Source organism: Spiroplasma endosymbiont of Colias croceus, assembly GCF_964020095.1.
Lineage (GTDB): Bacteria > Bacillota_I > Bacilli_A > Mycoplasmatales > VBWQ01 > Spiroplasma_E.
Genome location: NZ_OZ026536.1, coordinates 2,363,241 through 2,388,752, shown reverse-complemented (window position 1 = coordinate 2,388,752; position 25,512 = coordinate 2,363,241). Strand labels below are relative to the sequence as shown.

Genomic DNA, 25,512 nt, shown 5'->3' with positions numbered 1-25,512 from the left:
ATAGTTATTTTTGTAAGTTACACAGATTACTAAACATTACCTATTCAATCATAATCATTAATCATATTATTTATTCTCCTTATTTTTATCTTTCTTTTCTAAATCTTTTGCAATTGAATTTAATAGATTTAAAACTTTATATTCATTTTTTAAATCTATAATTATATAAATTAAAAATATTAAAATAGTTATACTTGTTATTAATATCGGTACTATTAATAAAATTTTTCATAATATCATTTTTTACTCTTTTCATTTTTTAAATCATTTAACATTGATTGAACAAAATGCACGATTTATATTCATATTTCAATTATTAAAGATTTCACCAGTTACTAAAATTTCATCGTTTTTGTTTAATAAAATACATCGATTATAAAGTTTTGGGTTATTAAAAATTAAAGTAACATAATTTAATCCATTTCATTGACCACGAACACTATAATATAATTCTTTATTACCTTTTTCGTAATATTTTGCTTCAATACTGTTACTCAGTTTTACTGTTAATTTGACATAATTTGCTTTATCTTTCATGTTTATAATTTCCTTAAATAATATTGAATATGCTTATATGCATCTTGTTCATGTTTTGTAAATTTTATATTTCCTTTATAATTTTCTATTTTAGTTTTATTTTTTGGTTCACTTTCTAGATAATCTCAATTTATAACATCTTGTACTAATACCATTAATGCACCAATAATTTTAGGTGTTGCTAATGGATTAGTTAATAATTGTTTTGAAGTTAAAAAGAAATTTTCTACAATAACTAATATTTTTTTATCAATAAATTTTTCTTTAATTAATTGAAATTTTTCTTTATAAATATTTTTAGTTCATAAAACAGTTAATGTATTGAATGTTTCATTAAAAACAAATATTATTAGTTTCATTTGAATATATAACAATTCCGTTATTACCAATACCAGCACGGTCAATTCCAATAATTAAATCATATTGCATTATTAATCAAACTCACCATTATTGATTTTTTTAATTAATGAATAATATATGGCATCATTACTTGCACTTCTATATCCATCATTTTCAATTTTATTTTCTAAATATTTAATTAATTTTGCTTTATCAATAAAGTTCTCAAATCTTTTTCATAAACCGTTATATAATTTATCACTATTTTGTTTAAGTAGTTCTATTTCCAATTTTAATGAATTAATTTCTTGGTTTTTATTCATATTTATATCTCCTACTTAATCTAACATTTAAAATACAGTCATAACAAATTGCTTTATTATTTTTGTCTCTTAAAAAGTTTTGTCTTGTTTTTATATCATTAGTATTAAAGAATAAATAATCTAATTTATGTTGTTTACATGTTCAACAAAAATACTTTTTCATAATAGTTCTTTCTAATATATTCTGTTGCTTGTAGCATAAAGAATATATATTTTTATTTTTATATTATTAATACTATTAGTTTTATTCATTCCAGCAATTCTGGGCTCAAAAATAAATTGTGAAATTTTAAAAAACATTGAGGCATTCGATTCAATATTTATTTAATTTGTGTTTAGCAAATTAATATTTTAATTGAACCGGCACCGCTCAATTTTTTTTACAAGTTTTAAATTTATTTTCTCGCCCAAAAAATTTTTCAAAAAAAATAAAAAATAAAACCAACACTTGCTCACTGGGGAGTGGCAAGGTTGGTTAAATAAAGAATAGAATTAATACAATAGGTCCCTACAACAGGTCTATATATACTAGTTTCCAATTCGCTCCCACCCCAAGAATTACCATTAAATGGTTAGTATATTTTATTAGGTATCACTCCACTTATTATTTATCCATGCAAGTCCACATGCTAGCTACTATTTTTAACAACTGTGTTGTAGTTCACTTTTTTAGTTCCCTAACACGTGTTGATAATAGCGTTAAAGACGGTTATTAAAAAATTTTAAAATTTTACAATTACAAAAAAAGACAAGATTATTTCTTGTCTTTTTCCTTAATAATAACTTTGAGAATAATTTTTATTTTATCTTATAAAATCTATATTTTTTAAAATACGTCGAATATAAATTTAAGGGTAAAAGAGAATTTAATTTGTCTATCATCATTTTTAAATGGTAATATTCAAAAGAATTTATTTATCTAGTAATTCATATTCCTATGTTTTTGGGAACCTCCCAAAATACAAGCAAATCAAACTGCCTATGATGATAATTGAATTCACTGTGATAATTGTTTAATGATATTAAAGAATCTAATAATTAAATTATTTTTAATATTTAAACTACTTTGTCTAAAACTTTTTTTCTGATTTTTTATCATTATTTTATATTTATTTTGATTATATTTCTTTATGATATCATCTTTAATAGTTTTACTTTTTTTCCATATTTTTTGCTTTTTAGTTTATATTCAATTATATTTTTAATAAAAAATAAATTAGACTTCTTGCAAAACTATGATATTAATCACATTTTTTAAGTTTAAAAATTTATTTTAATAACACTTTTAATATTTTTTAAAAATTATTGTTCAAAATATGTTTTATTTTTTGTCATTAAAATACAACAAAAATTATTATTTCAAATAAAAAAATAAAATATTAAATTATTAAATATATTTAAATTAATAATTGTAAATTATAAATTGAAGCTATTAAATTAAATCTTAATGCAAATTTTTTTCTTCTATTTCGATATTTTTCACTAATAATTTTAAATTTTTTAAGAATCGCAAAAACATGTTCAATAACAACTCTCATTTTTGAAATAGCCTTATTATTTTTCTTTTCTTCTTTAGTTAAAGCGTTTTTCTTTGATTTTCGTTTAGGTAATAAGACATTTTTATGTATGTTTTGTATACCTTGATATCCTAAATCTACTAAAATAGTTGTTTCTGATAAAAATTTCGTTTTTGAATTTTTTAAAATTTTAAAATGATGATTTTTACCATAAGAAAAATAAGAACTTATAATTTTTTTACTATCTTTTTCAATTATGACTTGAGTTTTTATTGTATGTTTTTTCTTTTTTCCTGAATAATATTGTTTTTGACTTTTTTTGGGCGTTGAATAGTACTTTCAGTCACATCAATGATAACTGTTTTATCTTTAAAATTATTATTTAACAGTGATTTTTGCCCATCAAGTTGTTGAAAATCAGGATGTTTTATTAAAGTATTTTCTATTCACTTGATATTTCTATAGCAACTACTTTCACTAATTCCATAACTTTTAGCAATATGAAAATAAGTTCGATACTCTCTTCAATATTCTAAAGTCATTAATAAACGATTTTCTAATGATAATTTATTAGGTGTACCACCATTTTTAAACTTTTTTTACTTCTTCTGTCTTTAAAATTTCTAGAATTTTATTAAAAATAATATCATTTATACCAGTTAATCTTAATAATTCTGGATTGTTAATAGTTTTTAATTTATCAAACATCATAGATTACCTATCTTTTTTATTTTTAATTTTATTTTAAAAATTAAATTTTTAATAGATAGGTTTTGCAAGAAGTCTATTATTACAATTATTTAATATATTAAAACGAAGAAGTAAATCCCCTATCATCGTTATATCCAATTTCATTGAAAAAGCGATTAGGATCCATTTCATTTCAAGATACAGCATGTCTAGATGTTAAAGATTGAGATTGCATAGTTGCTTGATTTCTTAATCCAGAAATCTTTTGTTTAATTTCATATAATTTTGCCTTTTTTTGTTGTTTAATTTCATTGCTTCTACTATTATTAAAACGACCACAACTAATAATAACTCAAAATTTATTAGAAAAATTTCGCCCTCCTTTATTTGTTTCTAATTTTTGGATTTCTTTTTCTAATTTTTCTAATTGAGATTGATATTGATTTAACGTTACTTCATATTTATATTTTTGAAATTGTTTATTCAATCAAATAAAAGGAGATTTTAATAATATTTTTATTTGTGTTTTGTGAGCGTACCGATGTTGTCAATAATATTCAAATTTGTCTTAAAATTATAAAGTTAGACGAGAATAATTTTGACTTCAATATGCAATTGTATGTTAATCTTAACACTTGAAAAATATTAGTCAACAATAATACTTATTTTTATAACTCAAAAATTCTTATTAAAGTAAACTTTAATAAGTTTTATTTTATTTTTGGTTTTTTAAAATCTTTAATTTTAATTTATAATAACTGGATGGCAGTATTTATTTGATAGCATTTAAAATTAACCATTTTTGTATAAATATCAATGTTATATGTTCTATCACCAATCATATGCTTTAAAATTTGTTTAATATTAGTTTCAGTAAAGCAACCAATATTTTCAACTAATGCTTGGTTTAATACACCATCTTTTGCATTAATAAAATAACCAACTTTTAATTTTTTATATTGTAAAGTTAGTGATTGTAAAAAATCAATTAATTCATAATATTGACCTTTGGCAAATAAATTTATGGCATTTTCATAGTGTAATTTAGCTATTTTATTTTTTCTTCTTCCAGCCATTATTCCAAGAAATAAAACATGAAAAGCATGAAATTTATCTAAAATAAATTTAGCATTTAAAATTGTAGCAGTTTTTCTAATTCATTTTGCACTATCGCCACAAACTATTAAATTTGCTTGGTCAAAATTTTCAAAAAATAAATTACCATATGTTTGAATTAATTTTGCTGTTTTTTCTGCACCAATTTCTGTTTTTGATATTCTTATTTTACATACAGCTCTTTTATTAATTAATTTTCCATTTTTCTTTTTACCAGTACAAAATACTAATAATCTCATAGAACATTTTTTACAATTTTTAGTATTGTGTCTTTCATTAAACTTAAATTTTCTATGTCCATCATCAATATTTAAGTATAAATTTTGATTTGGTTGTAATGGTATTTTTGGAATATTAGCTTTTGGTAATTCAAATTTTTATATGTTCTACAAACTGTACTAGTACTTATTAAATCTTCAATAAAAGTATCACAAACATCACGATACTTTTTACCATCAGCAAAATATTTTAAAATTTGTTTAATAACATTTGGTGCAAGTTTACTATATTTTTTAACACCAAGATAATTATCTAACAATGAAACAAATTCCTTTTTTTGTGTTTTTGGGTTATAATGTGTACAAATACGTCGTTTATAATTTAATAAACCTTTTTTTGCTTTTAATCTTCTTTTTCTAAATCTATATGATTTATATTCAGATTTATCACATATACTTCATAAATAATCATCTATTTTTGCAAATAATTCTTCTGTTTGTTTTAAACTTAATTCATCTTGATTAAAATCATGTTTGTCTCAATCAAAAAGATTAGGAAATGGTAATATAAACATTTTTAATGTTCCTTTCTAAATTTTGTTTGTTAATAATTTAATTGTATTGTTTATAAAAATTAGGGAGTAAAATATGGCTTTTATTAGTAGTTATGCACAACTGAATAAAAAATATAATCTTAATTTTAGTGATAATAATTATGGTTTTAATTGAGATATTTTTAAAGCATTTGTTGGTGATGAATGAGCAGAATATTTTACTAATAATTGTTTTTATCGTTTTATACCAACAGCACGTGGAACAAGAAAAACTTGAAACTGCTTAGCATTTGATTTATTTATATGTTGTAATTTTAGTGATAGTAGTGTCCAAGAAGTAAGAAGATATGAAAATACTCATAGTGAAACTACAATTGGTGCTTTAATGAATGTTTGTCAAGTTTTATTAGATACATATCATATTAATTTATTACCTAATAATCCACATGGTATTAAATGAAAAATAACTAAGGATGGTGGTTGTATTATTTTTTCTAATAATCAACAAATTGACTTTATTGGTTATGCTATTGGTAATAAGATTTTTGGAAAAGAAGCAGGTGGTTCAAGTTTTTTAGGTTCAAGAACAGATGAAATAATCATGGCAGAAGAAAAAGAAACACTTACTGATAAAGAATTAACATATCGCTATGAGCGATTAGAAATATCTATGTTTAGAAGTAACAGAATTAAAGTGTCAAATGAACCAATTAAAGAATGAAATTGAACTTTTATTGATAAAAATATATATAGCCCTACTTTTGGAAAAAAGATTACTCGTTATTTTTATAAAAACTTTTTTATGACTTTTACATGCAATCCTTATGATAAATATCATCCATTTTATTTAAAATACTGTACGCCATTTTTACCATTAAATAATGAAGTAATGAAAAATCTTAAAAAAATTGGCAAAGTTTATTATGAAAATAAAGACATGTTTAGTGGTTTAGGTTTATTTGTTTTAAGATTTACTATTAAACCATTTTGAGATAAGTTACCGGATATCCAACAAAGAAAATTATTAGAAATGAAAAAAAGTAATGAAGATGAATATAATACTGTTTATTATGGTTTTGAATTTTTAGATAGTGATGCAACAATTTTTCCATTTCAAAAAACAGTAAAATATTGACAATCATATGATTTAAAACAATTTTATAATCAAGAAAAAGATATGTATAAATTTGATTTTTATAGTGTTGGTATTGATTGAGCTACGGGACCAAAAGACCATACTGTATTTATGGTAGTTGGGTTTAAAGAATATAAAAATAGTGGATATTATGATCCTTATGTTATTTGTGAATTAATAGTTACTCCAAATGATTTTATTAATGAAAATGAAAAAATTAATGCTTATGTTAATGAAATTTTAGGATTAATGGATAATTTTGAAAATTTTGACCAAGCAATTTATTTTTATGATGATAAAGCTAGAACAGCAATTGATTGATTAAATCAAAAATTAATTGATGAACATAATACTATTTTAATAACACAAACTGCTATTAAACATGCTTCAAATTTAAATCAAGAAGCAGGATTAACTAATAGAGTAGTTTGAATGAGAAATATTATGAGTTATGGAAACTTTTATGCAAATAAAGATGATTTACCAAAAACTACTCAATGTTTAGAAGAATTACGTTATGATGAAACAAAAACTAACATTCCTGATAAGAATATGTACCAAGACCCTTATGATGCTCTGTTTTATGCACTGTATCCATATAAAAATGTAATTAGGGGTAAAAATAATGCTAGTGTGAAAAAAAGTATCTTCACATTTGCAATATAATAAACAAGTTGAATATCATTAATAGAATAGGTATCACAAAATAAACGCCTTTAATTTAGTCGTTATTTTGCATTTAAAAGCATACTTGTAAAAATAATCAAAAATAGTACAATTTTAAAGTAAAATAAAGGAAAAAAGGAGTAATTTAATATGAAAACATGAATAAAAACAAATTTAAGTAAAATAACATTAGCATTAGCACTAACTGGTGCTACAACTGGAACAATAGGATTAATCATGGGGGGTGCTTACCCATAATATAGGTAATAATGTTAAATATTATCAAGAACGAAATGGGGAAATGGTGTATGGAACAACAACTATATGAGTTAATACACATACCAGTGAATGATATTTTGAATTATATTTTTCTAAAAAACCAAAACATGAAGATGATATAAAATGAGATGGTAACTATCCTGATTGATATTTTGATAATTAAATTTCTATATTTATATAAGAAATATTTTCATTATATTTATCAAATAAATTAATCTTTTTTAAATTGATTTCTTGTTTGTCAGTTATTAAAATTAAATCATAATTACCAGCAGCAAATATTCCACTAATTTCAATCCGATTTAAGTTATTAATCGGATTTTCAATTTTTAATTCAAATTCGGTATTATTATCAATGTTTAAAATTTCTTTGGACATATTCCGTAATTAAATTTAATTAATTGTCAATAAAATTGTTTTAAAACTATTTACTGTTATTGAATATAGAAATAAATATTTTTTGAAAAAATAGTTTAAAAAATGAGTTTACATTTTAAACAAAAAATTGTTAATAATATTTTTATATTAACTCGATAAAAATTTAAATTTTAAAAAAATATTTTTAATATTTTTTTTATTTTAATGGTTTTATTTTATTAAAAATTTCACAAAGTAAGTTAAATCTTAAGTACATAAGTCTAAATTTAGATTTTCTACATTTATTTACTAAAATTTTGAATCTTTTCAATCAAGAAAAGATATGTTCAACTTTAATTCTAATTTTAGATACAATCTTATTGTATTTTCTTTCTTGTTTAGTTAATTTTTTATTTTTAGTTCTTTTAATTGGTATTATTGTATTTTTATAAATATTTTGTATACCTTGATATCCTAAATCACCAATAATTATTGTTTTTTCTGAAAATTCAAGATTTGAATTTTTTAATATTTGAAAATCATGCACTTTACCATTATCAGCAAAAATATCAACAATTTTTTTATTAAAAAAATCATATACAATTTGAAATTTTATAGAATACATTCAACTTTTACCAGAAAAATATTCTAACTGTAGTTTTTTTTAGTTGGTCTTTCAATTTCAATCTCAGTTGAATCAATTAAATAAAATTGAAATTCATTTGAATTTTCTTGTTTTTTATCAATTTTTAATTTATATCTTTCTTTTAAAAATTGGTAATCTTTGTGGTTACTAAGTTTATTTTCTACTCAAGTAATATTTCGAAAACAACTTGATGGGCTCATTTTAGATTTAATACTCATTTGAAAAAAAGTATAATATTCTTTTCAGTATAATAAAGTCATCATTAATCTTTCTTCTACTGAAAGTTTATTTTTTCGACCTTTATTTTTTTCTAATTTTTCTATTTCAATTAATTTTTCTAACATTTCATTAAAATGAAAACGTTTTATACCAAAATATCTATAAAATTCTTCATTTTTTAATTTTTTTAAATTTTCAAAAATCATTTTTATCAACACTTTTCTAAATTTATTGTTAATAACAAAATTATAAAATAAATTTTAAAATTATTAATTGACTTTTAAAAAATTTAATTACGGAATATGTCTTTTATAAAATTCTAATTTGGAATATAATTGAGATTTATTTGAACCATATAAACTGAAAGCATTTTCGATTTTATTATTACTAATGATTGCTCTTGTAAAGTATTTTCCATATTCACCATTAGCTAATGTTCAATCTGCTGGAATTAATGATGGAATGTTATTACTTTCTAATTCATTTGTAATAGATAATCAATTAAATTGATTATTATCTAGTTTAAATAATTCATTTTGACTAATATCATTATTTTTTGGTTTAATATTATTTATATCAGTAAAATGAAAATATGGAGATTTTAATATTACTTTTACATCTTTATATTTTCAAATATCACCTTTACTAGGTTTTATTGGACTTGATTTTAATTCAAAATAATAAGGTAATAACATCTTATTATCATCATTTAAACCTTTATTTATTGATAGTGATCAATAAATATATTTTGATAGCATAATAAATACTTGCTTAAATATTTGCATTTGTGGTAGATTTATATAATTTGGATAATCAAATTCTCATTGTCTAAACAAATTAGTAATTACTTCATCGGGTTTTTGTCCTTCAAATTTATCACGCAATTTTGCTATTTCATTCGTTGGTTTATGTTTTTTTTCATCATATTCTCCACCATCAAAACCTCTATTATAATTATATGTATAACTTAGCATATCTAATAAAAGTTGTTGTAAACTATCAATTGGTGGTTTGTCACTTATTTCAACTTCAATATCATCAAATTTATCATATGTAGCAATACTTGTATATTCTTTTCCAATTGGACCACTATGAATTTTTCATACTTCTTTATCTTTAAGTTCTTTCTTTTCTTTTAATGGTCATTCTCCAAAAGAATAAGAACTTAAAAAATATCCTAATCAAGCATGTGTAACTCTTGCGTTTTTAATTATTTCTTTTCTTGTTTCTTTACCACCACCAATAGCAATTAAATCTAAAACTGATTTTTCTTGTCCTATAAATTGTTTTGCTAAATTTCAAGGTAATATTTGTTCACTAAATCATTGTTGTAATATTCTAACTTTTGGCTGAGTTTCAATAGGCATTGATAATAGCGGAAATGCTATCTTATCTTTAACAAATAATTTAGGGTATACTTCCATATTATCAACTTCACCAAGTACCTTTATATTGCCAAAAATCATGCTTCTAGGGGCTTTAATTTTTAAACCAATTACTTTGGTATCTTTATCTAATGGTTTTTGTAATTTAATAATGATTGGATAACCATCTCTTGTTTTAAAATCTTTAATTTTAATAATAGTTATACTTTTAGTACTTCTTGTTTTAGGATTTTGATAAGGTTGTGAATAATTATTAATAATATATAAATTATCAATATTATTTTCAGTTAATGGTTCATTAATAGATACAGCATATAACTTAAATTGATTTAATAAATTTATTTCTTGAAATATTAAATTTTTAATATCAGTCATACTATATTCAATTGTATTATCATTAATATTTGTACTTGCTCTTTGATTTAATTGCATAGTAAAATCAGATGTTTCAACTGCAATAGTTTTTAATACTTTATTAATATCAATAAAACCAATTTTAATAGTATTTGCTGAAAATTTTAAAGTATTATTTTCATTATTTTTAAATAAACGTTCAATTTCATAAATATAAATTGTTCTTTTTTTAAATTCATCGTATGCTCTATTAATATCGGGGTCACTAGTAGCACCCATCATATTAGTAAAGTCATAAGGAATATTATCAATTAAATAATCATTTTCTACTTCTGCTTGATTAAGTTTAGTTTGTTTCTGTGGAAACTTGGTCTGTTGTTTGTTGTTGTTTTCCATTGTTCTCTCCTATTAATTGGTTATTTTCGGGATTAAATAATTTTAATTTAACTATTAAATTATTAATTTCTTGTTCATCATTAATATTAAATGTTTTACTATTTAATAAATCTTTATCTAAACGTACTAATATTTGAATAAATTTAAGAATATCAATATTAAATTGTCATAATTTTTGTTCAATATAATTAATGGTTGAAATATTTACAGCTGTACTTTCGGGAACTGATTGTTGTGCAGATTTCTTTTGACTTGGTATATGAATACCACAACGTTTAAATATTTCATTAACATTTCAATCATATATATCAGTTAAATTTTTACCTTTAAAATTACTATTTGTCATATTGATATTTTCGTTTTGTTCATTATTATCTCCACCACTTTTAAATATGTAGTTTTTAGTAACTAATGTTCTTACTGCTTCTTCTAATGTTGATTGAACATTACCATAAGTTTGACTAAATATAAATTTAGGTGAATTTAAAATTGTATCTAAAACAATTTGTTCATAAATAACATCTAATGCTTTAATTTTATCCATTACTTTATTACAATCTGCTAGCTCATTTGCTTTATTTCGCATAATTGCTATTGGAATATAATTAATATTTAATGTTTGTTCTTGTTCTAAATTTGGATTATTAATATATTCTTTAAAAGATAATGGAAATTGTTTTTTATTATCATTAATACTATAAATTGCACGATTAATAGTTACTTGTTCGGGCGTATAAAGTTAATGGTTAGATTTAAAAAGAAGTTAAATGAGAGATAATACTCTCATTTTTTAATTGTTGAACAATTATAATTAATTATTTTATTAAACCAGCACTTTATTAAAGTAATTAATTATTACATAACTAAATAAAAAATTATGTAGGCTATTGTGCTGGAATTAACCAATAGTAATTTTTCTGTTGCTCTTTGAAAATTTCAGAAATTTTGGTTCCCTTCCCCTAGAACCCCTACCCTCCAAGGCTTTGCTACTTACAGTAGCATAAGCCTTACGTATAGTAAGTAGAAGTATTTAGTTAGTAGTATATAAGCCTTTTATCACTGTAGGTGATAAGGCTTATACATAGAAAGGATACGTAATGATTAATGTTAATTTAGATATTAAAAATAAAATTAAAGAAACAACCAAAGGTATGTTATTAGAAATTGGTGAATATGAAACATGATTTCCAATTAAAGATACTATTATTGATACAAAAAATAAAAAAATAGCATTAAAAATAATTGAAGATTTTTATTATAAATTAGGGAAAAAATCAATAATAAAAGATATTGAAAGTGTTAAAGGTAGTGATATTTTAAAATATATTAAAAATATTCCAGATATTACTACAAATAAAAATGAATTAATATCTTGTGAATTTTATGAACAATATAATGGTTATTATATTTTTAAAAATGATAAAAATCAAGAATGTTTTAAATATAACATTACATGAGAACAAGATATGAAAAGTTTTAAAATAAATAATCCATATAATGATAATGATTTAGCAATAAATTATATTGTTATGCCAATGAAAGATATCAATACTCATAATGAAAAAATATTTTATTTAAAGTATTAAAGGAAATTAATATGTTATTAAATATTGAAAAAATAGAATTAATTAAAAATTTATGTAATGAAAAATTACTTAAAAATCAAAAATATATAGAAATTAAAGAAATATTAAAAATTATAGAAAGAGAGAATTAATTATGGAATGTAGAGAATATAGAATTAAAGGTTCATGTGATATTTGTCATAAAAATTCATCATATGGAAATAGAACTTGTAATAAATGTTTTTATAAATTAATAGGTGAAAAAAATGAAATGTAATATACATAATGAAAAATATATTTGAATTAGTGAATTAGATAATAGTTATTATTGTAATAAATGTATTAATGACATGATTGAAGAAGATATGTATTTAACATCAAATAATTGAGATTACTTATATGAATATTATATTAATGAATTACAATTAGAAAATTTTAAAGGAGTGTAATAATATGAAAAATAAAGGTTTTCAAGATATGAAAAATGATTTACAAATATTTTTTAAAGATATAGAAAATGGTAAATATGGTCAAAGAATTAAAGAATTATTTATGAATAAAGAAAGTAGTGAATAAATATGGTAGCAGCACCTAAAAAGAAACCAGAAGATTTAATGATAAAACAAATTATTGTTCATTTAAGATTTACTGAAAAAGATTATGAAACATTAAAAGAAATTTGTGAAGAAAAAAATATGAAAATTAATGGATTTATAAGAAGTTTAATTAAAAATGCAATAAATAAATAGAAAGAGTGATTATAATGAATAATTTATATAAAAAAATACTTAAATTACAATTAGAAATTGGTAGTACACCTAAAAATGGTTTTAATACTCATGGTAATTATAAATATTGATTATTAAGTGATATTTTTAATAAATTAAAAGTACTATGTAGAGAATTAAATATACTTATTTTACATTCAGATATTTCAGAAAATATGAATATAAATAAAATAGAAAATATTAAAGAATTTATAGATAAAAATAATAATAAAATACAAAATGTAACAAAAGAAATAGAAGTTTCATATCAAAAAAAATATTCAATTATTGATTTAGATAATATAGAATTTAGAGAAGATTTTAATATTTTTGCTTGTGCTAAAAATACAGATATAGCAAAAGCAAAAGGTAGTGCAGAAACTTATGCTTATAGATATTTCTTAATGAATTTACTTTTATTAAGTGAAGATGAACTTGACCCAGATAATGATAATATAAATTTAATTCAAAATAATAAACCACAAAATAATTATATTAATAATAATGTAAAAATACAAAATGAAAAATGAGAACCAAGTGAAAAACAATTAGATTATTTTGAAAAATATATGATTACAAATACAGTTTTATTTGATGAATGTATAAGAGAAGATATGGAAAGATTAAATCCAAATAATAATAAAGATTTTTTAATATTAATGGGTGAAAATTATTTAAAAAATTTATTTGATAAATTTAAAGAAATAAGAGAAAGATTTAAAAATATAAAATCTAATAATAAAAGTGAGTATAGAAATTATGAATAAATGTAAATATTGTAATAAAAGAATTTGATTAAGTAATTATTGATGTATGAATTGTTTAGAAATATTAGTTATGAATTTAAATAAAAAATAAGGAGAAATAATATGAATAATTATTTACTTTCAATTGACCCAAGTATTAAAAACACTGGATTTACTTTATGAGATGTTAAATGATGTCATGGTGGATGTGGTAAAGAAATATGTCATCACCATACACCATTATGAGTAAAAAGTTTTGATTTTAAAAAACAATATGATTTTCATAAAGAAATAAAATTACAAATTAATGATTTAATTGAAATTACAAGAAAAATTAGTAGATTGGATTTAATTATTGAACGTGGTACTTTTCATAGTAAAAATGGTATTGGTTATGAAACTCAAGAACATTTAAGAGGTTTTATTGCTGGACAATTTAATAAATTATTAACAAAAGATATGTTAATAAGTAATACAGAATGATGAGCATATTATGAAGAAAATTATAAAGAAATAATAGAAATATTAACACATAAAATTATGAATAATTTTATTAAAGAAAATAATATTAAAAATATAAATATTAATAAAAAAATATATAAAAAATGAATAATTTATCTTAAAAAAGAATTATCTTTTAAATTAGCAAATTATTTAAAAAATAATTATAATTGAGAACCTATTATTAATAATCATGATGAAGCAGATAGTTTATTAATTGGTTGATATTACTTAAATAAGGAGAATAAATAATGTTTATGAATTTTAAATTAAAAAAATAACAAAAATTAATAAATTATTAGATGAAAGAGCTTCTTTTTTACATATGTATTTACTTTATAGTAATGAACAAATTAAAAAAGATATAACTATTATTTATTTAAATGATTACTTAAATAAATTAAATAAGGAAGTAAAATAATGCAAAAACAAAAACAAGAAAAAATATTACTTAAATGTATTGTTAAAGATTGTAATACTAAAGTATTAGTTACTTTAAAAACTTTAAATATAGGACATATTCCGTAATTAAATTTAATTAATTGTCAATAAAATTGTTTTAAAACTATTTAGTGTTATTGAATATAGAAATAAATATTTTTTGAAAAAATAGTTTAAAAAATGAGTTTACATTTTAAACAAAAAATTGTTAATAATATTTTTATATTAACTCGATAAAAATTTAAATTTTAAAAAAATATTTTTAATATTTTTTTTATTTTAATGGTTTTATTTTATTAAAAATTTCACAAAGTAAGTTAAATCTTAAGTACATAAGTCTAAATTTAGATTTTCTACATTTATTTACTAAAATTTTGAATCTTTTCAATCAAGCAAAGACATGTTCAACTTTAATTCTAATTTTAGATACAATCTTATTGTATTTTCTTTCTTGTTTAGTTAATTTTTTATTTTTAGTTCTTTTAATTGGTATTATTGTATTTTTATAAATATTTTTTATACCTTGATATCCTAAATCACCAATAATTATTGTTTTTTCTGAAAATTCAAGATTTGAATTTTTTAATATTTGAAAATCATGCACTTTACCATTATCAGCAAAAATATCAACAATTTTTTTATTAAAAAAATCATATACAATTTGAAATTTTATAGAATACATTCAACTTTTACCAGAAAAATATTCTAACTGTAGTTTTTTTTAGTTGGTCTTTCAATTTCAATCTCAGTTGAATCAATTAAATAAAATTGAAATTCATTTGAATTTTCTTGTTTTTTATCAATTTTTAATTTATATCTTTCTTTTAAAAATTGGTAATCTTTGTGGTTACTAAGTTTATTTTCTACTCAAGTAATATTTCGAAAACAACTTGATGGGCTCATTTTAGATTTAATACTCATTTGAAAAAAAGTATAATATTCTTTTCAGTATAATAAAGTCATCATTAATCTTTCTTCTACTGAAAGTTTATTTTTTCGACCTTTATTTTTTTCTAATTTTTCTATTTCAATTAATTTTTCTAACATTTCATTAAAATGAAAACGTTTTATACCAAAATATCTATAAAATTCTTCATTTTTTAATTTTTTTAAATTTTCAAAAATCATTTTTATCAACACTTTTCTAAATTTATTGTTAATAACAAAATTATAAAATAAATTTTAAAATTATTAATTGACTTTTAAAAAATTTAATTACGGAATATGTCTATAGAAGATAGTATTATTCAATTTTTTAATATGTGTTATTTTCATAAAAAACAATTTAAAAATAAAATAAAAGAAATAAGAGAATATTATAAAAATAATTAAATTAAATTTTAAAAAATTATATTTTCACACTTTAAAATTTTTATATGTATAATTTAATTGTTAAAAACTTAATGAAAATATTTTTATTTAAATAGATAAAATAAAAAGAAGAGCCTTTCTAATTCGTTGAAGTTAGAGTAGTTTTTTCTTTTTTTTGTTTTTAACACATATTTATTAATGAAAGGAAATATTTATAATGAAATATTTTAATCCAACTTATTGATTTAAATTATGACTATTATCTGCACCATTATTTAATTCTGAAAATCAAGGTATATATGCTAAGTCAATTGATAATCAAAATATTAAAGATTGAGCTAGCAAAAATACTACTAATATATCATTTTTAGAAAATCAAGAACTAAATTTATCAAATAATCAAACTTCTTTATTAAATTTACCATTATGAAATACTAATTTAACTACACATAATGAACATCACAAACATCGCCATCAAAAAAGTAGAAGAATTAAAAAACAAGTTACACCAAATCCAAGGCCATCTAAAAAAATTTTTAAATTAAATGAAAAATTAATTATTAATAATAATAATCCTGGTGAATATAGAAATAGTTTTCAACAAATTCTTCAAGAATTAACAAATAATAATATATTAAATATAGTTTTTGACGATAGTAATAATAGAAATTGAGGAGAAAATAGCAGAATTTTTACTTTAAATACTGAAAATTATGGTTATTTTCGAATGCCTGTTCAAATTAGATGACAACAAGATAGACAAAGTCTTCAAAGAAATTTAGAATTAGTTTTAAGAACCGATAATTTATATCTTCAAGGTTTTATAGTTACTGAAAGAGGTTCTCATATCGGAGAAATTTCTACTTATTATCATTTTGATTTTAGAGAAATTTATGAAGGTAGAAATTATATAGATCGTCAAGCAAATGAGTTAACAATATATCAAAGAAATTTATTACAAAGATGAAATAGACAACCATTAGCTATTAGAGATGATTCAGTTCCACTTTTAACACAAATTCAAGGAACAACAAGTAGAGAATTAAATCGAATTAGTCCAGATTACAGGGATATGATAGGTGAAAACGATGAAAATATTTACTGAAGTAATATTTGAGGTTCTTTTTTTCAATTGATAAATCGTATGGATGATAATTTTAATGAGCAAGGAATTTTGATAGAAGGTGCTTTAGGTAATTTAGCTAGATCTTTGGGTGATGTAATTTTAGTTACTTCAGAAGCAATGAGATTTTCAGATATTTATGCACGTATTGTAACACATTTAATTAATCCTCACGATGATGATGAACAATATATTACTTTGGGTTTAAATCAAAATAATGAAATTTATAAAATTTTAGTTAGTTGAGGTAGAAATTCAAGAGATAGTATATTTAGATGATTATTACAAATAGCCAATACTATTCAAAATACTCCAAATATGATGATAAGTCCTCCTTCTATCGTTGATTTTACAAGAGAATTAAATTCACCAGCAGTTCAAGTTGTACTTGGCTATTTTGAATTTCAAAGAATAAGAAATATTGGAAGAAACGCAAATTGTCGCAGAGGAAAAAGAGAATTAAAAAATACTTATTGACATGAAAAATTTTGTGATTTAAAACCACAAATTGATAAAATTAAAGGAAAAATTACAGCAATAAAAGTTTTAGATGAAAATACACAAGGTGGTAATTTAAAAGCAGGAGATATTTATGCTGGAACTGATAATGGAGTATATTTAATTCATGGAGAAAAGAAAGTTGATAGATTTGATAATTTAAATTTTCCAATAAAAGATATTGTTTTAGATGGAAATGGTAGTGCTTATGTAATAAATGATAAATGTGAAATTTATCATTTAAATTTAGTAGGTTGAGGTTCAGAAAAATTGAATAATATTCAAAGTTGTGATTTAAATAAAGAATTAAAAATATATTATAATTATAATCATGAAAACGAAGTTTACCATCATCAAATATTGTTTTTAACAGATTCTCTTAAACATAATGAAATTTTTACTATAAATTTAAAAAGTATTCATCCAGTTAATAATTACAAAAAAATGGAATTTATTGGTGATGTTTATTCTGATAAATGAGGAGTAAAATCGGCATGAGGTAGTTGAGTTTCTGACGGTAATAAGGAAAACTATTGACCATCAAATCATTATGATTTAAGATATTTTATGAGTAGTAGAAATAATAATTTTCATGATATAATTAAAAATAAAAAATTTGATGAGATAAACATACAAAATAATAATATAGAGGAAAATTTTCCAATGTTACTACAAAAAGTTAATGGAGCTAATTTGTTACATACAATGTGATATGAAAGCAGACAAAGAGCAGGATTAAGTTGATATCGAGAAAATAATAATTATTATTTACAATTTATTACATATCAATATTTAAATTGACAAGGTTCTGGTGCTAGCTTGGATTGCTGAATGAAAGTAGGTAATGGTTTTAGATTATATAATGATGATACAGAAGCTCAAATTTCAAATTCTAATGATAGAAAAAAAAGAAATATTATTTCTAATTCAACTAAATGAACTAATGAATTTACAAAATCTATTAATCATGAACAACATTTAGCAATTAATAATAAAACAAATTTCTCTACAAATAATATAACAAGTTTATAGTAAATTTAAATATATAAGTAAAAAAAGTTACCAATAAGGTAACTTTTTAATTAGGTGCCAAGCTAATTATATAAAACTTAATATAAGTTTGAGAACTTTTTTATTTCATATACTTACTTATGTAAGTCTTTTTATTATACATTATTTTAAGATTTTGATGGAATGTTATTTGGATAGACTTTACCAGAAAAATCATTAAGATAATAAAAATTAACATAAGGTGCATATTTAACAATAGTAATATTACCATTTGAAACAATAGTATTATTTAATTTATCTTTTATTTCACTTTTGGTATTATTCATATTTAATCCATATACATTTAAAAATTTACTAAACATTGTTCCGCTAATTTCAATTTTTATATATCCTTCTTTATTATAAAAATCATTAAGAGAGCCGGCATTATCTAATACATCACTTTTATAAAGTTTTAAATCCATTACTGGAATTGACATATTAATAATGATAACATTAAATTTACTAATTTTATCAAATTTTGCTGTAAAATTTTGTGGAAGACCTTGTTCAATGCCACAAGCAGTAGTGACTGTCACTGATATTGTTGTTAATTTAATAATACTTAATAACTTTAAAATACGTTTCATATGAAAATACCCCTTTTATTATAATTAATATAACCTAATTTATCTAATCTATCATAAGAAATTATAACAAAAAAATAATTTTTATCTTGCATTTAACACAATTTTATTAATTATTAAAGAATTGTTATTTCCATTTTTTATATTACCAATTCTATTATCAATTTCATTTGGTGTACAATCTAACTCAAAATAAGAAGTTGAAGTACCAATATTTCATATTAAACTATTTGATGAATTATCAAAATTTATACCACATAAAGGAATATAATCTAATACATTATTATAATTTGTTCCTTGACCATTAAACTGTATTTTAAATTTTGCTTTTTGAAATACATAAGTTCATTGTGATTGTGAATAAGCATAAGCAATATAACCACGGCCACGTGGACTTTCTCAACTATTATGAATAAAATCATTTTTCATTATTCTTGAAAAATGATTATTAAATAATAAATCATTTAATAAAATTGTTTTAGTAGTTGTTACATTATCTGGATTTTGAAATGAAGCATTGTAATTAAAACCTTGTATAGGAAAATTAGTAGTTAAATCAGCATTTATATAATATTCAATAGTTATTGATTTATAATATCTTTTTAAATCATTAAAAGTATTGATTAATAATGTAGGGTCTAATAATGATTTTAAATCAATAGAATAAACTTTTAAATCATTTTCATTTATATCACCAATTTCAGTACTACCATATCAATTAGAATAATTATTTGTAATTTTAGAATTAATTAAATTTACATTTTGATTAATATATTTTGCAGATACTTCTTTTGAACTTAAAATTGTTATATTTTTTGCTATATTTTGTGGACTTGGTGGTAATATTTTTGCAGGATAACTAAATGTAGTTTCTTCACTTTCTTCATATTCATCATGATTTAATTTATATAATGTTGTTCAATTAAAAGCATTACCAGTTAAATAACCCATATTATTATAACGAAATTGAGCAACTGCTATTTCATTATAATCACCTTGATAAGTAAAAGGATTATCACTATAAAATGTATGTCTTTCTTCACCTTGATGTAAACTTTGTGTAACAATTGTATCAATAATATAAGCATAATTTGAACCATCAATTACACCATTTGCAGTAGGATTTCATTGACAATTTTTATCTTCATTTGTAAAAGGACTTGCTATATCTAAAAATTCAGTATCTTCTGCTAAAATATAAACTTTATTATTTTTCTTTTGTGATAAATCAATTGTACTTATTTGTTCTTTAGTAGTTAATTTCTTACCACTAGTAGGGTCTCATGGATAAACACTTACTCTATCACTTAATTTCATTGTCATAGCAGTTGTTGAAACATTTGCACCTAATAATTTACCAATAGTAAAATCATTATCATTTGTAAAAGCATTTAAAGGAATTAAACCACCATTACCAATAATATTTTCTAAATTACTTGTAAAAAATGCACTCATAAAACCATTAAAATATAACATTTTTTTATATTGTTGAACATTTTGAGTAATAACTCAACTACTTCAAATACCTAATGTTAAAGCATTTAATAATTTACCAATTAAAGGTATATCACTTAATGCAAATGGTAATCATTGATTTGAATCATAAGGCATTTGTATTAATGGTGAAAATACAACACTATTAAAATTTAATATTGCTGACATATATTTTTGTGATATTTTACTATAATCAACAGTTGGACTACCAATAATTAAATGAGTATCTGGGTCTTTATATTTAAAATTACTACTCATATCAACATTATAATTTCCAGTTAAATTATTTATATTTCATTCACTATCTCAAAAGAATTTAGCATTACCAATTGCTGTACCATTACTTTTTATTGCTTTATCTTTATCAAAAGAAAGCATACCTTTAAAATCTTTTGTTACAAATAAATTATCTTGAAAATTTAATGAAGTTTTTAATCATTCTGTAAAATTTTTAAAATTAGTAAATCCCGTAGGTTTTGCATCCATAATATTATAAAATGTAGTTTCTGGATGACTACTTGTTGTTATTTTATCATTTATACGAGCAAGTAAACCACCATTATTTTTAATATCAGTTGTAGATTTTTCATTATTACCAGCAATAAATAATCTTCTTGAAGCAAATACTTTACTTTCAAATATTTCTTCATTATTTTGTTGTATTGGTTTTTGTCCTTGAATAATAGGTCTTCCATAATAATAACAACTTGATAATAATTCTAATCCATAACTTTGTCTATGACTATATCTTACTCCTATATCACACATTAAAGTACGATTTAATGTTACTTTTCCTTGTTGAATAGTAGGAAAAGCATAACCACTACCTGGTGAAGCATATTGTACAAAATCAAGTGTATTTTGACCACTACTAATTACTCTATCATTTAAACTACTAAAAGTTAATACTTGTATACTAAATGCACCATTATAAGGACTATAATAATTTGTTACATTTGAAATATATAATAATTGTCTATCTTGATTTTTACCAGAATTACCACCAATATTTTCATTTTCATCATTAAATACAACAAAAAATTGTAAATAATCATCAATTGTAATATGTTCTTCAAACATTACTAAAGTATACTGTCTTTTAGTTTGTACTGTTTTAAATATTTGATTATTTGGTAAATTACTAAAATCAACACCACTTGTATCATCAATTAAATAAGCATTTCAATAATCACCAATTTTATATTCTTTTGTATAAAATTCATCTTGACCAGTAACTTTATGTGTTTCTGGTTCTTTTTTACCTTTATTTTTTTGATATATTTTTGTACTATTTTTTCAAATACATACAACTGGAGTATTACCAGTTAATATTAATTCATATTGACCAAAATCACTTATTTTACTATTAATTGGTTTATAACCAGTTTCAGTTAAAGGTATAGCACCATTATTTATAATAAATGGAAATATTTTTCAATGACTTTGTCTTTTAATTAATATTTGTTGCATCTTTAATCTCAGATGAGCGTGTTTCATTAATTGTATTTGTTGATGTCTGCTCATTTTCATTACCTCCTAAATTTTTCTTTAATTTTTGATTTTCATTAATAATATTTTCTAATTTATTTTCAGCCATTAATTGGTCAATATTATCATATTCACCAATTGCTTCAATTATTGTCATTGTGCCATTATTTAATCTTGAATTAATAATTTGGTCTTGTACTATTTGGTCAGTCATAGCAATTGGAATAAATTTAAAACTATAAGGTCTTTCTCCAATACCATTTCATAAATTTTCACTAATAAGTAATAAATCAAATATACGATAAAAATAAGCACTATAAAATGCTATTTTTATTTCTGTTGTTTCCATATCAAATTTATTATTAAACATTGATTGTGTTTTATTAGTATAAACATCATTACCATGTTCATCATAATCATAACCAGCACCATTAAATATTACTTTAGCAGTACCATTATAATCTAATCAATATTCATTAAATTTAGGGTCACCTTGAATAATTTGCATACCTCCATTACCATTTTTATCATAACCACCACTACCAACATTCACAAACATATCTTTTTTAGGATTTTCTGCAATATTACCATTTTCTTGCATTTCTTTAACTGTTTCATTATCTAATGCAGCAAATAAAGTAGTAACATTTAATTCTCTTTCTAATCTTTTTTGTCTAATTACACGATTTAAATCTCAAATTAAATCTCATACTGGTGTACAATCTGGATATGCATTTAAAGTTGTAGCATTACCATATAAATTTATAATTGGTAAATTAGTAATTTCAAAAATAGGTATATAATTAAATGGATTTTTAATTTCATAAGTTTTTAATGGAGTAATATTTGGTTTTAATTTAGTTCTTGTAGAACCTAAAATAATATCTTTATTATTATCTTTATATGTTTCATATTTAACTTTTCCATTTTGTATTGTTACTCAAGTTAAAGTTGCTGAATCTGCTTGTTCATTAATAAAATAAAATTCTGCTGATTGTTCTTGTTCATTATATTTAGCAACTCTACCACAAAAACTATTAGGTAATATTTTAAGTGATTTACTATTATCTTCATTAACTATAATCATTATAAATACTTTACCCATTAAACTATTTTGTAATCCAAATTTATAAAATTTTTCTAATCATTTATCTTTTAAATTCATTTCATTTAAATAATCTAATATTTCTTTTTTACTTGAATTAAATAAAAAACCTTTACCTAATCATAATTTAGTTGATTTTTGAGGAATAATCATAGGTATGTCAATATATCAATTTGATTTATCACAACTTAAATATTCCATTGTATTTATCATAATTCATCACCATTAAATTTATTTTTATCAATTAATAATTTATTATTAATACCATTAATTAATCATTTCATTTCATGCATTAAAGCATACATATCACTATCTCAAGTATCATCATGTAAATCTAACATTTTAGGAGTATTATTATTACTATCTAATTTCTTTTTATCTAATCATTGCATTAAACTATATTGTCTTTTAGTTTCTGAACATCTTTCTCAATTAAAACTAATAATATTTTTAAGCATACAAAATGTTGTAAAATCAATTCTATCATTTAAATATAAAGTTGATTTATCTACTGCTATAAATTTTAATCATGTTATATTACGTTTTTTAACTCAACTTTTTAAAACATCAATAAATACTAATCCACCATTACCATAATCAACATAACAAATAAAACCAAATAACATTGCTATATAACGTTTACTTTCATTTAAATAATAATTAATAATATCATTTGCTAAAGTATCAGTATCTTTATATTGCATAGTAACATTACTATGATAAAATTCACTTTCTTTATGTGCTCTTCTACTATTATCATTTTCACCAATAAATCATAATGAAGCAGCAGTTGGATGACCACTTGAACTTGTTGCCATTCCAATATCTAATCCACCAGTTAATCTTTCAACTTGAAAATCTAATTTAGTACCTACTTTATCTAAATATCTTGCAAATATAGCACCAGTAAGAATACTAGGTACACCATAATATCAACTTTGTGCTTTTATCGGGTCTAATACTTTTAATTCTTCTAAATCATTAATCATATCTAATGTAAGATTATGAGCATTTACTTTTCAATTTGAATAATGAAATAATTTAAAAATATTATTGTCAAATATTGATTTAATTTGTTCATTATTTTCTTTCATAATTTCTAAATTAAAAGGTACTATTTTATTCATATATTCAATAAAATATTGATAAATATTATCTGGATTACAACTTTTTATTTTAATTCTTTTTTTAGCATTACCTAATGCAAAAGTAATTGCTTGAAATTCTGCTTGAGTAAATTCATTTGCTTCTTCACATCATTCAATTGCTAAATCAAAACCTTTTATTTCACTACGAGAAAGCCCTTTTAAAGGTATTCTATCATTACTATTACTATATACACCCATTACTCTAATAAATGATTTACTACCTTTAAAACGAAAATCTGCTTGTTTATTTGGATATTTTAAAGTAAAATCTTTATAATCATTTAATCCAATTGTTATTAAAGCATTATAAATTTCTTTAACTAAATCATTAATATCTTTATTTAATTTTCTAAAACAATATACAGCAATTGATTTATTAATTTTAATTGAAATTGCTATTAACATTGCTAATTCTTCTGCAATACTATATGTTTTACTTGAATATCTACTTCCACTTAAATTATATTCACTATGAGTAAAATCACTTTTATTTAATAATCAATAACTAATTTCATGTAAATAAGTAAATTCTTTATTCATAATATTATTCCTGTAATTCTTCTAATTTTAAAAGTTGACCATATCTTGTAGGGTCACTAACAATAGCAATAGTATCATTTTGCATTTGTAAAGAAACCATTATTCTATCATTAACTTTATCTCAATCCAAAGTTTGAACATCAGTATTTAACTCACCATATAAAAATTCTTTACAAATAAAAGCAAATTTTTTACTACTTGATTGACTTTCAAAATTATAATAAATTTTATATTTAGGACATATTCCGTAATTAAATTTAATTAATTGTCAATAAAATTGTTTTAAAACTATTTAGTGTTATTGAATATAGAAATAAATATTTTTTGAAAAAATAGTTTAAAAAATGAGTTTACATTTTAAACAAAAAATTGTTAATAATATTTTTATATTAACTCGATAAAAATTTAAATTTTAAA

The 25,512-nt window shown here is 21.2% G+C and carries 28 protein-coding genes and 1 pseudogene; 10 read left to right on the top strand and 19 right to left on the bottom strand.

Annotated features, from left to right (window positions below; all coding sequences use genetic code 4):
* Window positions 1-66 precede the first annotated feature (66 nt).
* The 8 genes and pseudogenes from AACL24_RS15065 to AACL24_RS15030 all read right to left on the bottom strand — a co-directional run bounded on the left by AACL24_RS15065 (window position 67) and on the right by AACL24_RS15030 (window position 5,315).
* Window positions 67-240 (bottom strand): hypothetical protein, encoded by a 174-nt coding sequence (locus tag AACL24_RS15065; RefSeq protein WP_339046679.1) that lies wholly within the window; start codon window positions 238-240, stop codon window positions 67-69.
* Between the two features lie 3 nt (window positions 241-243).
* Complete coding sequence (locus AACL24_RS15060) at window positions 244-537, bottom strand: hypothetical protein (RefSeq protein ID WP_339046898.1); 294 nt, start codon at window positions 535-537, stop codon at window positions 244-246.
* Window positions 538-539: 2 nt separating this feature from the next.
* Window positions 540-896: a hypothetical protein gene (locus AACL24_RS15055; RefSeq protein ID WP_339047760.1), complete on the bottom strand. Its 357-nt coding sequence runs from the start codon at window positions 894-896 to the stop codon at window positions 540-542.
* A gap of 72 nt (window positions 897-968) precedes the next feature.
* Window positions 969-1,199, bottom strand: coding sequence for a hypothetical protein (locus AACL24_RS15050; protein ID WP_339047758.1), 231 nt, complete (start codon window positions 1,197-1,199; stop codon window positions 969-971).
* A gap of 1,397 nt (window positions 1,200-2,596) precedes the next feature.
* A pseudogene (locus AACL24_RS15045) lies at window positions 2,597-3,427 on the bottom strand (IS5 family transposase).
* A gap of 97 nt (window positions 3,428-3,524) precedes the next feature.
* Window positions 3,525-3,893: a hypothetical protein gene (locus AACL24_RS15040; protein ID WP_339047756.1), complete on the bottom strand. Its 369-nt coding sequence runs from the start codon at window positions 3,891-3,893 to the stop codon at window positions 3,525-3,527.
* A 262-nt stretch (window positions 3,894-4,155) separates the two neighbouring features.
* A complete protein-coding gene (locus AACL24_RS15035) occupies window positions 4,156-4,761 on the bottom strand; it encodes a hypothetical protein (RefSeq protein WP_339047754.1) in 606 nt (201 codons plus the stop codon).
* Window positions 4,762-4,832: 71 nt separating this feature from the next.
* On the bottom strand, window positions 4,833-5,315 hold the full coding sequence (locus AACL24_RS15030) for a UPF0236 family transposase-like protein (RefSeq protein ID WP_339047752.1): 483 nt from the start codon (window positions 5,313-5,315) through the stop codon (window positions 4,833-4,835).
* Between the two features lie 73 nt (window positions 5,316-5,388).
* Here AACL24_RS15030 and AACL24_RS15025 point away from each other — a divergent pair, with 73 nt between their 5' ends.
* A complete protein-coding gene (locus AACL24_RS15025; RefSeq protein ID WP_339047750.1) occupies window positions 5,389-7,095 on the top strand; it encodes a hypothetical protein in 1,707 nt (568 codons plus the stop codon).
* Between the two features lie 244 nt (window positions 7,096-7,339).
* Window positions 7,340-7,537 carry a hypothetical protein gene (locus tag AACL24_RS15020; protein ID WP_339046636.1) on the top strand — a complete coding sequence of 66 codons (198 nt, stop codon included), beginning with the start codon at window positions 7,340-7,342 and terminating at the stop codon, window positions 7,535-7,537.
* Here AACL24_RS15020 and AACL24_RS15015 read toward each other — a convergent pair.
* From AACL24_RS15015 to AACL24_RS14995, 5 genes are all read right to left on the bottom strand, one after another.
* On the bottom strand, window positions 7,534-7,752 hold the full coding sequence (locus tag AACL24_RS15015; protein WP_339047749.1) for a hypothetical protein: 219 nt from the start codon (window positions 7,750-7,752) through the stop codon (window positions 7,534-7,536). The genes AACL24_RS15020 and AACL24_RS15015 overlap by 4 nt on opposite strands.
* A gap of 196 nt (window positions 7,753-7,948) precedes the next feature.
* The gene (locus tag AACL24_RS15010; protein ID WP_339047747.1) at window positions 7,949-8,356 is read right to left on the bottom strand and encodes a transposase family protein; all 408 of its coding nucleotides are present in this window, start codon (window positions 8,354-8,356) and stop codon (window positions 7,949-7,951) included.
* Window positions 8,357-8,379: 23 nt separating this feature from the next.
* Window positions 8,380-8,802, bottom strand: coding sequence for a transposase family protein (locus AACL24_RS15005; protein ID WP_339045912.1), 423 nt, complete (start codon window positions 8,800-8,802; stop codon window positions 8,380-8,382).
* A gap of 87 nt (window positions 8,803-8,889) precedes the next feature.
* Complete coding sequence (locus tag AACL24_RS15000; protein WP_339047745.1) at window positions 8,890-10,731, bottom strand: hypothetical protein; 1,842 nt, start codon at window positions 10,729-10,731, stop codon at window positions 8,890-8,892.
* Complete coding sequence (locus AACL24_RS14995) at window positions 10,682-11,317, bottom strand: hypothetical protein (RefSeq protein WP_339047743.1); 636 nt, start codon at window positions 11,315-11,317, stop codon at window positions 10,682-10,684. Before AACL24_RS14995 ends, AACL24_RS15000 begins: the two co-directional genes overlap by 50 nt.
* A gap of 511 nt (window positions 11,318-11,828) precedes the next feature.
* Between AACL24_RS14995 and AACL24_RS14990 the strand changes: the two genes are divergently transcribed.
* The 7 genes from AACL24_RS14990 to AACL24_RS14960 all read left to right on the top strand — a co-directional run bounded on the left by AACL24_RS14990 (window position 11,829) and on the right by AACL24_RS14960 (window position 14,562).
* Window positions 11,829-12,317, top strand: coding sequence for a hypothetical protein (locus AACL24_RS14990; RefSeq protein WP_339047741.1), 489 nt, complete (start codon window positions 11,829-11,831; stop codon window positions 12,315-12,317).
* 133 nt (window positions 12,318-12,450) lie between these two features.
* Entirely contained in the window at window positions 12,451-12,573 is a 123-nt protein-coding gene (locus tag AACL24_RS14985; protein ID WP_255495881.1) for a hypothetical protein, read from the top strand.
* Complete coding sequence (locus AACL24_RS14980; protein WP_174479907.1) at window positions 12,563-12,745, top strand: hypothetical protein; 183 nt, start codon at window positions 12,563-12,565, stop codon at window positions 12,743-12,745. Before AACL24_RS14985 ends, AACL24_RS14980 begins: the two co-directional genes overlap by 11 nt.
* A gap of 4 nt (window positions 12,746-12,749) precedes the next feature.
* The gene (locus AACL24_RS14975; protein ID WP_339047738.1) at window positions 12,750-12,872 is read left to right on the top strand and encodes a hypothetical protein; all 123 of its coding nucleotides are present in this window, start codon (window positions 12,750-12,752) and stop codon (window positions 12,870-12,872) included.
* Window positions 12,873-12,874: 2 nt separating this feature from the next.
* Window positions 12,875-13,045, top strand: a complete 171-nt coding sequence (locus tag AACL24_RS14970; RefSeq protein ID WP_338979067.1) for a hypothetical protein — start codon at window positions 12,875-12,877, stop codon at window positions 13,043-13,045.
* 14 nt (window positions 13,046-13,059) lie between these two features.
* Window positions 13,060-13,830, top strand: a complete 771-nt coding sequence (locus AACL24_RS14965; RefSeq protein ID WP_339047736.1) for an ERF family protein — start codon at window positions 13,060-13,062, stop codon at window positions 13,828-13,830.
* A gap of 102 nt (window positions 13,831-13,932) precedes the next feature.
* Window positions 13,933-14,562, top strand: coding sequence for a hypothetical protein (locus AACL24_RS14960; protein ID WP_339047734.1), 630 nt, complete (start codon window positions 13,933-13,935; stop codon window positions 14,560-14,562).
* Between the two features lie 463 nt (window positions 14,563-15,025).
* Here AACL24_RS14960 and AACL24_RS14955 read toward each other — a convergent pair whose 3' ends face one another.
* Complete coding sequence (locus AACL24_RS14955; protein ID WP_339046616.1) at window positions 15,026-15,433, bottom strand: transposase family protein; 408 nt, start codon at window positions 15,431-15,433, stop codon at window positions 15,026-15,028.
* A gap of 23 nt (window positions 15,434-15,456) precedes the next feature.
* Window positions 15,457-15,879: a transposase family protein gene (locus tag AACL24_RS14950; protein ID WP_339045912.1), complete on the bottom strand. Its 423-nt coding sequence runs from the start codon at window positions 15,877-15,879 to the stop codon at window positions 15,457-15,459.
* A gap of 400 nt (window positions 15,880-16,279) precedes the next feature.
* On the opposite strand from AACL24_RS14950, the gene AACL24_RS14945 reads away from it, so the two are divergent.
* Window positions 16,280-18,715, top strand: a complete 2,436-nt coding sequence (locus tag AACL24_RS14945) for a hypothetical protein (protein WP_339047732.1) — start codon at window positions 16,280-16,282, stop codon at window positions 18,713-18,715.
* A 146-nt stretch (window positions 18,716-18,861) separates the two neighbouring features.
* Here the strand turns inward: AACL24_RS14945 and AACL24_RS14940 are convergent, their stop codons facing one another.
* The 4 genes from AACL24_RS14940 to AACL24_RS14925 form a co-directional block, all read right to left on the bottom strand.
* Window positions 18,862-19,323, bottom strand: a complete 462-nt coding sequence (locus AACL24_RS14940) for a hypothetical protein (RefSeq protein WP_339046467.1) — start codon at window positions 19,321-19,323, stop codon at window positions 18,862-18,864.
* Between the two features lie 81 nt (window positions 19,324-19,404).
* Entirely contained in the window at window positions 19,405-22,338 is a 2,934-nt protein-coding gene (locus AACL24_RS14935) for a hypothetical protein (protein WP_339047730.1), read from the bottom strand.
* The gene (locus AACL24_RS14930) at window positions 22,265-23,620 is read right to left on the bottom strand and encodes a hypothetical protein (protein ID WP_339047728.1); all 1,356 of its coding nucleotides are present in this window, start codon (window positions 23,618-23,620) and stop codon (window positions 22,265-22,267) included. The genes AACL24_RS14935 and AACL24_RS14930 overlap by 74 nt, the downstream gene beginning before the upstream one ends.
* Window positions 23,614-25,095: a hypothetical protein gene (locus AACL24_RS14925; protein ID WP_339047726.1), complete on the bottom strand. Its 1,482-nt coding sequence runs from the start codon at window positions 25,093-25,095 to the stop codon at window positions 23,614-23,616. Before AACL24_RS14925 ends, AACL24_RS14930 begins: the two co-directional genes overlap by 7 nt.
* Window positions 25,096-25,512: the final 417 nt, after the last annotated feature.